The sequence below is a fragment of the Nocardia araoensis NBRC 100135 genome (assembly GCF_000308435.1).
Classification (GTDB): Bacteria; Actinomycetota; Actinomycetes; order Mycobacteriales; family Mycobacteriaceae; genus Nocardia; species Nocardia araoensis.
On record NZ_BAFR01000158.1, the window covers coordinates 1 to 13,710 of the forward strand.

12 protein-coding genes are annotated in these 13,710 nt (G+C 68.4%); 11 read left to right on the forward strand and 1 reads right to left on the reverse strand.

Annotated elements, in window-relative coordinates; genetic code table 11:
• The 10 genes from ON21_RS21545 to narI all read left to right on the forward strand — a co-directional run.
• Window positions 1-484 (forward strand): molybdopterin-binding protein (locus ON21_RS21545; protein WP_039800230.1); only part of this gene is annotated, 484 nt, incomplete at its 5' end.
• Between the two features lie 486 nt (window positions 485-970).
• Window positions 971-1,141 carry a hypothetical protein gene (locus tag ON21_RS38570; RefSeq protein WP_157170908.1) on the forward strand — a complete coding sequence of 57 codons (171 nt, stop codon included), beginning with the start codon at window positions 971-973 and terminating at the stop codon, window positions 1,139-1,141.
• A gap of 172 nt (window positions 1,142-1,313) precedes the next feature.
• Complete coding sequence (locus tag ON21_RS21550; RefSeq protein ID WP_039800231.1) at window positions 1,314-1,655, forward strand: DUF1330 domain-containing protein; 342 nt, start codon at window positions 1,314-1,316, stop codon at window positions 1,653-1,655.
• A 76-nt stretch (window positions 1,656-1,731) separates the two neighbouring features.
• Complete coding sequence (locus tag ON21_RS21555) at window positions 1,732-3,369, forward strand: bifunctional S-methyl-5-thioribose-1-phosphate isomerase/methylthioribulose 1-phosphate dehydratase (RefSeq protein WP_063821103.1); 1,638 nt, start codon at window positions 1,732-1,734, stop codon at window positions 3,367-3,369.
• A complete protein-coding gene (locus ON21_RS21560; RefSeq protein WP_039800233.1) occupies window positions 3,366-3,941 on the forward strand; it encodes a 1,2-dihydroxy-3-keto-5-methylthiopentene dioxygenase in 576 nt (191 codons plus the stop codon). The genes ON21_RS21555 and ON21_RS21560 overlap by 4 nt, the downstream gene beginning before the upstream one ends.
• Entirely contained in the window at window positions 3,938-4,630 is a 693-nt protein-coding gene (mtnC, locus tag ON21_RS21565) for an acireductone synthase (protein ID WP_039800234.1), read from the forward strand. Before ON21_RS21560 ends, mtnC begins: the two co-directional genes overlap by 4 nt.
• A gap of 546 nt (window positions 4,631-5,176) precedes the next feature.
• Window positions 5,177-8,887 (forward strand): nitrate reductase subunit alpha, encoded by a 3,711-nt coding sequence (locus ON21_RS21570; protein WP_039800235.1) that lies wholly within the window; start codon window positions 5,177-5,179, stop codon window positions 8,885-8,887.
• Between the two features lie 65 nt (window positions 8,888-8,952).
• Window positions 8,953-10,710 carry a nitrate reductase subunit beta gene (narH, locus tag ON21_RS21575; RefSeq protein ID WP_245562678.1) on the forward strand — a complete coding sequence of 586 codons (1,758 nt, stop codon included), beginning with the start codon at window positions 8,953-8,955 and terminating at the stop codon, window positions 10,708-10,710.
• Window positions 10,707-11,387 (forward strand): nitrate reductase molybdenum cofactor assembly chaperone, encoded by a 681-nt coding sequence (narJ, locus tag ON21_RS21580; protein WP_039800238.1) that lies wholly within the window; start codon window positions 10,707-10,709, stop codon window positions 11,385-11,387. Before narH ends, narJ begins: the two co-directional genes overlap by 4 nt.
• Window positions 11,384-12,142 (forward strand): respiratory nitrate reductase subunit gamma, encoded by a 759-nt coding sequence (gene narI / locus ON21_RS21585; protein WP_039800239.1) that lies wholly within the window; start codon window positions 11,384-11,386, stop codon window positions 12,140-12,142. Before narJ ends, narI begins: the two co-directional genes overlap by 4 nt.
• A 73-nt stretch (window positions 12,143-12,215) precedes the next feature.
• Here the strand turns inward: narI and ON21_RS21590 are convergent, their stop codons facing one another.
• Window positions 12,216-12,671 (reverse strand): VOC family protein, encoded by a 456-nt coding sequence (locus ON21_RS21590; protein WP_039800241.1) that lies wholly within the window; start codon window positions 12,669-12,671, stop codon window positions 12,216-12,218.
• A gap of 319 nt (window positions 12,672-12,990) precedes the next feature.
• Between ON21_RS21590 and ON21_RS38575 the strand changes: the two genes are divergently transcribed.
• A complete protein-coding gene (locus ON21_RS38575) occupies window positions 12,991-13,710 on the forward strand; it encodes a hypothetical protein (protein WP_039800242.1) in 720 nt (239 codons plus the stop codon).

The window sequence follows — 13,710 nt, forward strand, 5'->3', positions numbered from 1 at the left end:
CTTGACCGGCGCGGCGGAATGCGACCTGCTGGTGATCGTCGGCGCGACCGGCGGCGGGGCGGCCGACCAGCTGCGCGCCGCCCTGACCCGCGCCGGAGCCGAGATCGTGGTGCCGCGGCTGCGGCTACGGCCGGGCGGGTCCACCGTCGTCGCCAGACTCGCCCGCGGCACCGCGGTGCTCGGTCTGCCCGGCAACCCGTTCGCCGCGGTCGCGACGCTCATGGCGCTCGCACCCGCGATCGTCGAGGGCCGCACCGGCGCGCTCCCGGCCCGCCCGCTGCGCGGCCCACTGCGCAACGCCGCCGAGATCGCCGGACAGGTGACGCGCATCGTCCCGGCTCGCGCCGCCGAGGACGGCGGCTGGATCGGCGACCCGGCCGTCCGGACGGCACATCTCGGCGGGCTGGTCGACCGCGACGGCCTGGTGGTCGTTCCGCCCGACGCCGAGGACGGCGCGATCGTCGAATTCCTGCCGCTGCGTTGAGCCCTTCGGAGCGAGAGGAAGCGCACTCCGAACGAAAGTTGTTGCGACTCTTGATGTCCGCGAGACCGAGTATGTGCGGGAAACGCGAGTGCGTCGATATAACTGCGGCGCAGAGTCTTTCGTTACCGCGGAAACAACCACGTCGAGGCGCGGAACTTCCTGACGGCAGCGGAATCGAATTCGAGGCGATATACGCCAGCAGTCACCAACCACGCGGTAAATAAAGTCGACGCCTGACCTCCGTGTTTCGATCCGTCTCAACCCTCCCCGACCGGGACTCGGCCGGCGACAAGAAAGGCCGAGAGCAGGTCCAACTGAACTGGATTCATTACTGAATTCGAGATTCAGCAGCGCCCTCACCAGCGAAAACGCAACAACCGGGCCGCTCGGAGCCCTATTTCTCATTTCCCCTTCCAAGCGCCATATCCGCTCGCTATCGTGTGTTCGTTAGGCGAATATCAATCCCCCGGAAAGGACCGAGTGGAGATGACTGAAAAGTCGAAGAAAACGCCTAAGAAAATGCCGAAGCAGATGCCGAGGCAGCAGCAGCAACAGCGCCAAGAGCAGGACATGCGCGAGGGCGCTGACATGGAAGGCCGTCGGGGCAACCGGTCCGAGATGCCCGACCGGCGCGGCGAGCAGGAGCGCCGCCGCTAGCTGATCTGCGCCACCCGCGCCGCCGGCCCCCACCTCCTCCCGGGACCGGCGGCCGCGGTCGTTTCGGGCCCGGTGTGCTTACCCCGGAGGTAATTGCCACCCCGCGCGAGGCGGACCTACCGTCGGTTCGACGCCATCCCCGGCGTCATCGAACGAAGGAATGCCACACGTCATGTCCGCCTATGGCTTCGCCCATCTCCGCAGTCGCAGGCCGCATCCCGACATCCTCGAATACCTCGAGCGCATCCAGGCCACTTTGGACCCGTTCGGCGGCCGCTTCGTCATCCACGGGCCTCCGGCCGAGGTCGTGGAAGGCGACTGGCCCGGCAGCATGGTGCTGATCGAGTTCCCCGGGATGGCGCAGGCGCGGGAGTGGTACCACTCGCGCGCCTACCAGGAGATCCTGCCGCTGCGCGCCGATCACATCGACGGCGACCTGCTGCTCATCGAGGGCGTCGGCCCCGGCTACGACCCGCGCGAACGCGCCGCCAAGCTGCGCGCCGAGGCGGCCTGACGCGATTTCGGCTCGCCGTCGCCCGTCCGATACCGTTGACCAGGCACGACCCGGTTCGACGCGAAGGATGCGCCTGATGGACGACAGCTCACTGGTGTGGGACGACGGCGCGCTCGTCACCATCGACCAGCGCGGACTGCCGCACGAGGTGCGCGAACTGCGGCTCGGTACCGTCGACCAGGTCATCGACGCGATCAAGACCCTGGCCATCCGCGGCGCGCCCGCCATCGGCATCGCGGGCGCGTTCGGCGTCGTCCTCGCCACCGCCGCGCACACCGTCGACGGCGTCGTCGACGAGGCGGCGGCGCAGGCCGAGGCGGACCGGATCGCGGCGGCGCGGCCGACGGCGGTCAACCTGGCCTGGGCGGTGCGGCGGGTTCGGGCGAAGGTCGGCCGGGGCGCGGACGCGGTCCTCGCCGAGACGCTCGACATGCTCGCCGAGGACGGCCGGGTCAACCGGGCCGCCGCCACCAACGCCGCCGACCTGGTGCAGCGGCTGTGTCCGGACCGGCCGCTGCGCGTGCTCACCCACTGCAACACCGGCCGACTGGCGACCAGCGCGTTCGGCACCGCCATCGGCACGCTGCGGGTGCTGTCCGAGCGCGGCGCGATCGAGCAGGTGCTGGTGGACGAAACCCGCCCGCTGTTGCAGGGCGCCCGCCTGACCACGTGGGAACTGGCCGAGGCGGGCATCCCGCATCGGCTGACCATCGATTCCGCCGCCGCCTGGGCGATGGCGACCGGGCAGGTCGACTGCGTGCTGGTCGGGGCCGACCGGGTCACCGCCAACGGCGACGTCGCCAACAAGATCGGCACCTACGGTCTCGCGCTCGCCGCCCGCCACCACGGCATCCCGTTCGTCGTGGTCGCGCCGGAGTCGACCCGCGATCTGTCGATGGCCACCGGCCGCGAGATCGTCGTGGAGGAGCGCGCGTCGGCCGAGGTGACCGGATTCGGCGGTGTGGCAACGGCTCCCGCGCACACCGAGGTCTTCAACCCGGCCTTCGACGTGACGCCTGCCGAATTGGTGACCGCGGTGGTCACCGAAGAGGGTGTGGTGCACCGGTCCGATCGGTCGCACGGCGCGGAGATCGCGGACCTCGCACGCGAGCTGTACCGGCGCGGTTGGATGCCGGGCACGGCGGGCAATATCTCCGTTCGCACCGGCGATACCGCTGTCATCACCGGAAGCGGCTTGTCCAAAGGAGAACTCACCGAAGGCGACATGGTCACCGTGCGCATCGCGGATTCCGCGCCCGTGGCCGATCAGGGGCGCAGACCTTCCGCGGAGACGACGATCCACACCGCCGTCTACCGCACCCGCCCGGCGCAAGCGGTCGTGCACATCCATCCGCCGTTCGCCACGGCGTTGGCCACCCGCTCGGCGGCGCACGGCACACTGCGGATCACCGACTACGAACTGATCAAGGGACTCGGCGGCGACGACCCGGCCGTCGCGAACATCCCGGTCTTCCCGAACTGGCCCGAGGTGCCGCGCATCGGGGCCGACATCGAGCGCTACCTCCTCGACCACCCCGACGCCCTTCCGGTCCTGGTCATCGCCGGGCACGGGATCACCGCGTGGGGCGATGATCTCGCCCAGGCGCGCGATCGCGCCGAATGCCTGGAAGCATTGTGTGAGCTGGTGTCCCGCACCGGCAGCGCGGCGGCGATCGGCTCGCGCGACGATTTTCTCGAGATTGGACTGACATGACCCTGCTGCAGGTGATGGCCGCCGGTGACGCGGCCGACGTGCGCGTACGCACCAGCGACGACGAGACGATCGGCACCGAGCTGGCGAAGCGCGGCATCACGTTCGGCCGCTGGCCGGTGGTGGCGAACGCCGCGTCGGCGCCGTCGGAGGAGTTGCTCGCGCACTACGAGACGAACATCGCCGAACTGAACGAGTCCGGGCGCTACAAGCACATCGACATCGCCCGCATCCACCCCGACGACACCGACCCGCAGTGGCCGGAGATCGCCAAGGGCGCGCGCGGGAAGTTCCTCGACGAGCACCGGCACGCCGAGGACGAAGTGCGCTTCTTCGCCGCCGGACGCGGCTGCTTCTACCTGCATCTGGGCGAGGAAGTGCTCGCGGTGGTCTGCGAGGGCGGCGACCTGCTGTCGGTCCCGGCGGGCACGCTGCACTGGTTCGACATGGGCGAGCGCCCCGACTTCATCGCCATTCGCTTCTTCGAGGAGGAGGACGGCTGGGTCGGCGACTTCACCGGCGACAAGATCAGCGCGGGCTTCCCCACCCTCGACGAGCTGCTGACCGCGCCGTGATCGACGCCGTCGTCGTCGACATCGAGGGCACCACCAGCCCCACCGCCGCGGTCCGCGAAGATCTGTACGGCTACACCCGCGAGCGGCTTCCGGAGTGGCTGGCCGAGAACAGCTCCGCGGACGCCGCACCCGTGCTGGCCGCGACCAGGGAGCTGGCCGGGCGGCCGGATGCGGACCCGGCCGAAGTGGCCGCGATCCTGCGCGGGTGGCTCGACACGGACGTCAAAGCCGAGCCTTTGAAGACCGCGCAGGGCCTGATCTGCGCGGAAGGCTTCCGCAGCGGCGCGCTGCACGGCGAGTTCTTCCCGGACGTGCCACCGGCTCTGGCCGCGTGGCGCGCCGCCGGGCTCGCGCTGTACGTCTACTCCTCGGGATCGGTTCGCAATCAAAAGGATTGGTTCGCCTTCGCGCGCGGCGGCAGCCTATCCGGCCTGATCAGCGGATATTTCGATCTGTCCACGGCGGGCGGAAAACGCGATTCGACCTCGTACGACAAGATCGCGGGCGCCATCGGCGCACCCGCCGATCGGATCTTGTTCCTGTCCGATCACCCGGACGAACTCGATGCCGCCGTCGCCGCGGGGTGGCGCGTCGTCGGCCTGGCCCGGCCCAGCGAGCCCAATCCGCCTCGGCCGCCCCACCGCTGGGTCGACACGTTCGCCGACATCGATCCCCCCGATCAACGGTAGCCGCGGACGAGCGGGGCTCCACGCCGCCCAGCCCTCTGCTGCAACTCGCGCTGACCCGCCGGCCTGCGGTGGGCAACAGCTGCGCCAGGGTGCCCGACGGCTCCACGCCTCGGGGTCACGGCAGCCGCGACCGGAAACCGGTTCCATAAAGTACAGCAAATCCTGAGCGAAATGTGATTACGCTTACAATACCTTGCTGGAAAACCGTCGATGCCGCTCGATGAATCAGTCGAAAACAACGCCGTCGACCACCGCTCGAATGTGTTAACAAATGTAAATCACTGGAGAACCCCCCGTTTCCAAAGCATCACCGACGCGCGTGCGTTCGAACTCCCCGGATACGGTTCCGCCCAGTTCAGAGCAGGGCACCCCTGGTCGACACACCGGATGACACCTCGAAGCGGCGCGTTACCGTGACCGTGACGTTGCGCCGATCTCACAACTCACCACGCCTCTGAATGGGCTGTGAGAAAGAGGTTTGGTCAGCCGTGCGCGCCTCTTTACAGTCGGAACATCAACCCGATCGCACAGCTCGAAGGGGACGTCGTGGTTAATTCGCGTACCCAGGGACATACGCCCTCCGCCCCGGCCACCGACGCCGGGGACGCGCTCCTGCGGCTGGGGAAATATTTCCACCGGGGCGAAGTGTCGTCCGATCGGCGGACGCTGCACAAGATCGGCGGTCGCAGCGCCGACGAGTTCTACCGGGATCGCTGGTCGCACGACAAGGTGGTGCGTTCCACGCACGGCGTGAACTGCACCGGGTCCTGCTCGTGGAAGATCTACGTCAAAGACGGCGTGATCACCTGGGAATCGCAGCAGACCGACTACCCCTCGGTGGGGTCGGACAAGCCGGAATACGAGCCGCGCGGCTGCCCGCGCGGCGCGTCGTTCTCCTGGTACACCTATTCGCCCGCCCGGGTGCGCTACCCGTACGTGCGCGGCACGTTGCTGGAGCTGTACCGGGAGGCCAAGTCCCGGCTCAAGGACCCGGTGCTGGCCTGGGGCGAGATCGTCGAAGACGCCGAGAAGGCGCGCAGCTACAAGGCCGCAAGGGGCAAAGGCGGATTCGTCCGCGCCGAATGGTGGGAGGCGGCCGAGATCGCCGCTGCCGCACACGTTTACACGATCAAGCAGTACGGCCCGGACCGGGTGGCCGGGTTCTCGCCGATCCCCGCCATGTCGATGGTCAGCCACGCCGTCGGCGCCCGGTTCATCTCGCTGCTCGGCGGTTCCATGCTGTCGTTCTACGACTGGTACGCCGACCTGCCGGTGGCCTCGCCGCAGGTGTTCGGCGACCAGACCGACGTGCCGGAGTCCGCGGACTGGTTCGACGCGGGCTATCTGATCATGTGGGGCTCCAACGTGCCGGTCACCCGGACGCCGGACGCGCACTACATGACCGAGGCCCGCTACCGGGGACAGAAGGTGGTCGTGGTCTCCCCCGACTACGCCGACAACACCAAGTTCGCCGACGAGTGGGTGCCCGCGCGTCCCGGCACCGACGCCGCGCTGGCCATGGCGATGGGCCACGTGGTGCTGAAGGAGTTCTTCGTCGAGAAGTCGACGCCGCGATTCCTCGACTACATCAAGCGCTACACCGATCTGCCGTACCTGATCACGCTGGAGGAGCGCGACGGGGCGCATGTGCCCGGCAAGTTCCTCACCGCCGCCGACCTGGGCCGCACCGGCGAGGGCGTGGATTTCCAGACGGTGCTGCTGGACGCGCAGGCGCAGCCGGTGGTGCCGAACGGTTCGCTCGGTCATCGGTTCGGTGAAGCGGGAACCGGGCGCTGGAACCTCGATCTCGGGGACGTCGATCCCCTCCTGAGTCTGTACGGCCGCACCGACGACGCTGCGGCCGTACGGATTCCCCGCTTCGACAGCGACGTCCCCGGCGTGCTCGTGCGCGGCGTGCCGACCACGACCGTCGCGGGCAAGCGCGTCACCACGGTCTTCGATCTGCTGCTCGCGCAGTACGGCGTCGGCCGCGACGGACTGCCCGGCACCTGGCCCAGCGGCTACGACGACGCGACCGAGCCCTACACCCCGGCCTGGCAGGAAGCCATCACCGGCGTACCTGCCGTGCAGGCCCAGCGCATCGCGCGGGAGTTCGCCGACAACGCCGACCGTTCCGGCGGCCGCTCGATGATCCTGATGGGCGCGGGCACCAACCACTGGTTCCACTCCGACCAGATCTACCGCGCGTTCTTCACCCTCACGCTGCTGACCGGCTGCCAGGGCGTGAACGGCGGCGGCTGGGCGCATTACGTCGGACAGGAGAAGTGCCGTCCGGTCACCGGCTGGTCCACCCTGGCCTTCGGCCTGGACTGGCAGCGCCCGCCGCGGCAGATGCAGGGCACCGTGTTCTGGTACCTGACCAACGACCAGTGGCGCTACGACCCGTTCACCGCCGAGTCGTTCGCCTCTCCGCTCGGCACGGGCAAGTTCGCCGGGCGCACGGCCGCCGACAACATCGCGCTGGCCAGCAGGCTGGGCTGGATGCCGAGCTACCCCACCTTCGACCGCAACCCGCTCGACCTGGTCGACGAGGCCGAGGCCGCGGGCAAGACCGCGCCGGAGCACGTGGTGGACGGGTTGAAGTCCGGCGACCTGAAATTCGCCTGCGAGGACCCGGACGCGCCGGAGAACTTCCCACGCTGCCTGACCGTGTGGCGGGCGAACCTGCTCGGTTCCTCCGGCAAGGGCAACGAGTACTTCCAGCGCCACCTGCTCGGCGCCGACTCCAACCTGCAGGGCGCCGAAGCCACCGGCGTGCGGCCGCAGGAGCTGAACTGGCGGGAGACCGCCGCCACCGGCAAGCTGGATCTGCTTCTGTCGCTGGACTTCCGGATGACCAGCACCACGCTGTTCTCCGACATCGTGCTGCCCGCCGCCACTTGGTACGAGAAGCACGACCTGTCCTCCACCGACATGCACCCGTTCGTGCACGCGTTCTCCCCGGCCATCTCGCCGCCCTGGGAGGCAAAGACCGACTTCGACGCCTTCCACCGGATCGCGCGCGGCTTCTCCTGGATGGCCGAGAAGCACTTGGGCAAGCGCAAGGACATCGTCGCCGTTCCGTTGCAGCACGACTCGCCGGACGCGACGGCGCAGGCGGGCGGCCGCGTGCTGGACTGGAAAGCCGGTGAGTGCGAGCCGATTCCGGGCAAGACCATGCCGAAGCTGGTCGTGGTCGAACGCGATTACCCGAAGATCGCGGAGAAGATGGCCGCGCTCGGGCCGCTGGTCGACACGCTCGGCGTCACCACCAAGGGCGTCACCACCTATCCCGACCAGGAGGTGGCGTACCTGGCCGGGGTGAACGGCACGGTCGTGTCCGGTGTCGCGCAGGGCCGCCCGTCGCTGGCCAAGGACACGCACGCGGCCGAGGCGATCCTCGCGCTGTCGGGCACCACCAACGGCAGGCTCGCCGTGGAGGGCTTCCACGCGCTGGAACGCCGCACCGGAACGAAACTGGCCGACCTGGCCGCCGAGCACGAGGGCAAGCGGATCACTTTCGCCGACACCCAGGCGCGCCCGGTGCCGGTGATCACCTCGCCGGAGTGGTCGGGCAGTGAGACCGGCGGACGCCGGTACTCGCCGTTCACCATCAACACCGAGCGGCTCAAGCCCTGGCACACGCTCACCGGACGACAGCACTTCTACCTCGATCACGACTGGATGATCGAGCTCGGCGAGCAACTGCCGATCTTCCGGCCGCCGCTGGACATGACCGCGCTGTTCCGCGAGCCCTCGATCGGCGCGGTGGGCGAGAAGGGCGTCACGGTGCGCTACCTGACGCCGCACTCGAAGTGGTCGATCCACTCCGCCTACCAGGACAACCTGCACATGCTGACGCTCTCGCGCGGCGGGCAGACGATCTGGATGTCCGATCGCGACGCCGCGAAGATCGGCGTGGCCGACAACGACTGGATCGAGGCGATCAACCGCAACGGCATCGTGGTGGCCCGCGCCATCGTCAGCCACCGGATGCCGGAGGGCACGGTGTTCATGTACCACGCCCAGGACCGCGCGGTGGACGTGCCGCGTATCGAGGGCATCGGCGAGGACACCAAGGGCCGGGGCAAGCGCGGCGGCATCCACAACGCGCTCACCCGCATCATGATCAAGCCCTCGCATCTCATCGGCGGCTACGCGCAGCAGTCCTTCGCGCTGAACTATCACGGCCCCACCGGAAATCAACGCGACGAGGTGACCACGATTCGCAGGCGCTCGCAGGAAGTGGAGTACTGACATGGGCGATGGCGACACGCGGGCACCATCCACCGACGCGAGAAGGCGGTACTGACATGCGCGTCATGGCACAGCTGGCCATGGTGATGAACCTGGACAAGTGCATCGGCTGCCACACCTGCTCGGTCACCTGCAAGCAGGCGTGGACCAACCGCGGCGGCACCGAGTACGTCTGGTTCAACAATGTGGAAACCCGTCCCGGACAGGGTTATCCGCGGCAGTACCAGGATCAGGAGAAGTGGAAGGGCGGCTGGACGCTCAACAAGCGCGGCAAGCTCACCCTGAAGTCCGGGTCCCGGTTGAAGCGACTGCTGAACATCTTCGCCAACCCGGACCTGCCCACGGTCGAGGACTACTACGAGCCGTGGAGCTACGACTACGACAACCTGCTGTCCTCGCCGCCGGTCGACACCACGCCGGTCGCGCGGCCCAAATCGCTGATCACCGGCGAGGATACGCAGGTCACCTGGGGCGCGAACTGGGACGACGACCTCGGCTCCGGTCCCGAGCAGGTCGGCCGGGACCCGCTGCTGGCGAAACTGTCGGAGCAGGTGAAACTGGAGTTCGAAGAGACCTTCATGTTCTACCTGCCGCGCATCTGCGAGCACTGCCTGAACCCCTCCTGCGCGGCGTCCTGCCCTTCCGGCGCGATCTACAAGCGCGCCGAGGACGGCATCGTGCTGGTCGACCAGGACAAGTGCCGCGGCTGGCGGCAGTGCGTGTCGGGCTGCCCGTACAAGAAGATCTACTTCAACCACAAGACGGGCAAGGCGGAGAAGTGCACCTTCTGCTACCCCCGCGTGGAGGTCGGCATCCCGACGGTGTGCTCGGAGACCTGCGTCGGGCGGCTGCGCTACATCGGCGTCATGCTCTACGACGCCGACGCGGTGCTCGAGGCCGCGTCGGTCACCGACGACAAGGACCTCTACCCGTCACAGCTCGGCGTGTTCCTCAATCCCCATGACCTGCGGGTGATCGCGGAGGCGGAGCGGGCCGGGATCTCGCCGGAATGGATTCAGGCGGCACAGGATTCGCCGGTCTACAAGCTGATCGTGGACTACCAGATCGCGCTGCCGCTGCATCCGGAGTACCGCACCATGCCCATGGTCTGGTACGTGCCGCCGCTGTCGCCGGTGGTGGACGTGCTCAGCGAGACCGGGCACGACGGCGAGAACGTGTCGAACCTGTTCGGCGCCATCGACGCGCTGCGCATCCCGGTGGAATACCTGGCCGAGCTGTTCACCGCGGGCGACGTGGGACCGGTGCGCGCTTCGCTGCAGCGCCTCGCGGCGATGCGGTCGTTCATGCGGTCGGTCAACCTCGGGGAGGAGCCCGACCCCTCGATCGCGCCGTCGGTGCGCCTGGAGCCGGAAGAGATCGAGGCGATGTACCGGCTGCTGGCCATCGCCAAATACGAGCACCGCTACGTCATCCCGACCGGCGCGGGAGCTCGTGCGCACGAACTGGACTCGCTCGCCACCGGGTGCAGCCTCGACACCGACGGCGGTCCCGGCATGACCGCGTTCGACCAGATGTCGGAGAAGTTCCACCTCACCGACGCCAACGGCGCCGCGCCGGAGGAGAAGTCGTCCCGGATCAACCTGTTGAACTGGGACGGTAGGAGCACCGAGGGTTTGGTGCCGAGCAATGGCGCCGCGAACGGGCGCGCCAACGGCACGAGCAACGGCCACTCGAGCGGGGCGAGCAACGGCCACTCGAATGGCGCGGGCAACGGACACGCCAACAGCGACGACAACGGGCACCTTCCGGGCAGCGCCGCCTCCGGCGATCCGGCTTCCGCGCCCAGCGGAGCCGGACGATGAGCCTGCTGAAACTGCGCCGCCGCCCGGAAGCGGTGGTCGAACTCGCCCAGCGCGACCGCCAGCTGGTGTGGCGGATCGCCGCGCTGCTGCTGGACTACCCGACCGAGCAGACGCTGGCCATGATCGACCAATTGACCAGCGCCGCAGCCGGTTTGCCAGATGAGGTACGCGCGCACCTGAGCGAATGCCTCGACTACCTGCGGTCCACCCCGCCGCTGGAACTCGCGGCCGCCTACGTCGCGACCTTCGACATGCGCCGCCGCGCCAGCCTGCACCTGACCTTCTACGCCTACGGCGACACCCGCAAGCGCGGGATGGCGCTGCTGCGGTTCAAGCACGCCTACCGGCACGCCGGGGTGGAACTCGGGGACGAGGAACTGCCCGACCATCTGCCCGTGCTGCTGGAGTTCGCCGCCACCGTCGACCCGATCGGCGGCGAACGGCTGCTCGGCGAGCACGTCCCGGTGCTGGAGCTGCTGCGGCTCTCGCTGTCGGACAACGACTCTCCTTACGCGGGAGTGCTCGCGGCGATCGGGGCGACGCTGCCGCCGCCGACCACCGCCGACCGCAGGCGCATCGCCGAACTCGCCGCCCAGGGCCCGCCCGACGAGGAAGTCGGGCTGGAACCCTTCGCGATGGACCCCTCCCTGTTCGACGGATCGGAAGGCCGACGATGAACGCAACGCCGCATCTGCCCGTCTCACTGTGGCTGATCCTGCCGTACATCGCGTTCACTTCTTTCGTGCTCGGGCATCTGTGGCGCTACCGCAACGACCAGTTCGGCTGGACCACCCGCTCCTCGCAGATCTACGAGAGCCGCCTGCTGCGGCTGGGCAGCCCGCTGTTCCACTTCGGCATGCTCGGCGTTTTCGGCGGGCACGTGCTCGGCGTGCTGATCCCGGAGTCGTGGACCTCGGCGGTCGGGATCTCCGAGCACGTCTATCACGTGGTCGCTGTCGCGGCGGGGTCGGTGGCCGGCCTGGCCGTGCTGGCCGGCGTCGGCATCCTGCTCTACCGGCGTTTCACCGTTCCCGCCGTCCGCAAGGCGACCACCGGTAACGACAAGCTGATGTACGGGCTGCTGGCCGCGGCATTGATCACCGGCCTGCTCAACACCTGGGGCAGCAACCTGCTGTGGGGGACCTACAACTACCGCGAGACGGTGTCGCCCTGGTTCCGCAGTCTGTTCACCCTCAGCCCGCAACCCGAACTCATGGTCGACACTCCTTGGACCTTCCAACTACACGGGCTGGTCGTGCTCGCCCTGATCGGGCTGTGGCCGTACACCCGGCTCGTGCACATGTTCAGTGCGCCGGTCGGGTACCTTGTGCGGCCCTATGTGGTCTACCGCAGCAAGGAATACAACGCCGCGGACAAGCGCCGCTACGCCCGTGCGTGGGACGCGCCCGTGACGCCCGAACGCTGGCGCTGACGACGCCGTCGCGCGAGACCCCGCCAGGACAACGACGTCCCGGCGGGGTCTTCGGCGTTCGCCGCATGTCTGCTCAGGCGTTGTCGTACGCGTCCTGGAGAACCGCGATATCGAGCTTGGACATCGACCGCAGCGCGGTGCCGACGGCGATGGTCTTGGCGGGATCGTCACCGCTCATCAGCTTCGGCAGCGCCGAGGGCACCACCTGCCAGGACAGGCCGTAGCGGTCTTTCAGCCAGCCGCAGGGGCCGGGCTCGCCGCCGTCCGCGGTGAGCGCGTCCCACAGTCGGTCGACCTCGTCCTGGGTGTCCACTACCACCTGCAGCGACGCGGCGTCGGTGAGCGGGTGGTCCGGGCCGCCGTTCATCAGCGTCACGGCCTGGCCGTCCAAGTCCAGCGAGACGATGAAGGCCGAGCCGTCGGAGTTGCGGGAGATCTCGACCACCCGCGAGTCGGGGATCACCGAGGCGTACAAGGCGGCGGCTTCCTCGGCGGCGTTGTCGAACCAGAGGAACGTGTTGACGGACATGATGTGCTCCTTTGCGGTGGTGTGACCTGCTGTCACCTACTGGTCGGAGCCACTCGTCCACCTTCGACATAGTTCGCGAAGATTCCCGAGAAGTTTTTCCGGCAGCGTCCGCCGCTCACTGCCAGATAGTCGCTGGAAAGCCACTACAGCCGGGACAGTCTGCGCTTCTCGCAGGCAGAATCCCTCGAACTCTTCGGTAACCAGGCATACGCTGAGGTTTGGCCACCACGATGTGGTCTACCCCACTTCTGGGGACGTCCAAGTCTCGGCGCCCCGGCTACGCGTTCCGGTGGCGGCCGAGGCGAGCAAGGAGTGAGCAATGAAGGGTGGAGCAAGAATTGCGTTAGGGGTGGGCCTCGGCTACCTGCTCGGCCGCACGAAGAAAATGCGCTTCGCGATGACGCTGGCAGGCGCGGCGATGGCGCGGCGATCCGCTGGAACGCCCGCCGAACTGCTCGAGCGCGGCACGGAGCTGCTCAAATCGACGCCGGAGTTGACCAAGATCACCGACACGGTACGCGACGAACTGCTCGGTGCGGTGCGCTCGGCCGCCGTCACCGCGGCGAGCAACCGCATGGATGCGCTCAGCAACCGGTTGCAGCAGGGGACGACGCTCTTGGCGGGCGAAGACCAGCGTGGCGCACAGGCGGCGGATGAGGACGAAGAGCAAGAGCCCGAGGACGAGTACGAAGACGAAGACGAGGACCAAGAGCCCGAGGACGAGTACGAAGACGAGGACCAAGAGCCCGAGGACGAGTACGAAGACGAGGACCGAGAGCCCGAGGACGAGCACGAAGAGGACGAACAAGAGCCCGAGGACGAGGACGATTCCGAGCGGGGTGAGGAAGACGACGACACCGAGCGGCCTGCCGCGCGGGCGCGCACTCGCCGGTCGAGCACCACCGCCAAGCGCGGAGCGGGCTCGCGGACCGCGGACCGTTCGTCCGAGTCCGGGGATCGTAAGCCGTCCGGGACTTCCGGCCGCCGCCGCACTCGCGCCGAGGCCGGCCAGGCCCCTGTGCGCCGTACGAGGAGGTGA

Coding starts and splice junctions, on each gene's coding strand:
- ON21_RS38570 (WP_157170908.1), top strand. CDS start 971: ATGACTGAAAAGTCGAAGAAAACGCCTAAGAAAATGCCGAAGCAGATG.
- ON21_RS21550 (WP_039800231.1), top strand. CDS start 1,314: ATGTCCGCCTATGGCTTCGCCCATCTCCGCAGTCGCAGGCCGCATCCC.
- ON21_RS21555 (WP_063821103.1), top strand. CDS start 1,732: ATGGACGACAGCTCACTGGTGTGGGACGACGGCGCGCTCGTCACCATC.
- ON21_RS21560 (WP_039800233.1), top strand. CDS start 3,366: ATGACCCTGCTGCAGGTGATGGCCGCCGGTGACGCGGCCGACGTGCGC.
- narH (WP_245562678.1), top strand. CDS start 8,953: ATGGCACAGCTGGCCATGGTGATGAACCTGGACAAGTGCATCGGCTGC.
- narJ (WP_039800238.1), top strand. CDS start 10,707: ATGAGCCTGCTGAAACTGCGCCGCCGCCCGGAAGCGGTGGTCGAACTC.
- narI (WP_039800239.1), top strand. CDS start 11,384: ATGAACGCAACGCCGCATCTGCCCGTCTCACTGTGGCTGATCCTGCCG.
- ON21_RS21590 (WP_039800241.1), bottom strand. CDS start 12,671: ATGTCCGTCAACACGTTCCTCTGGTTCGACAACGCCGCCGAGGAAGCC.
- ON21_RS38575 (WP_039800242.1), top strand. CDS start 12,991: ATGAAGGGTGGAGCAAGAATTGCGTTAGGGGTGGGCCTCGGCTACCTG.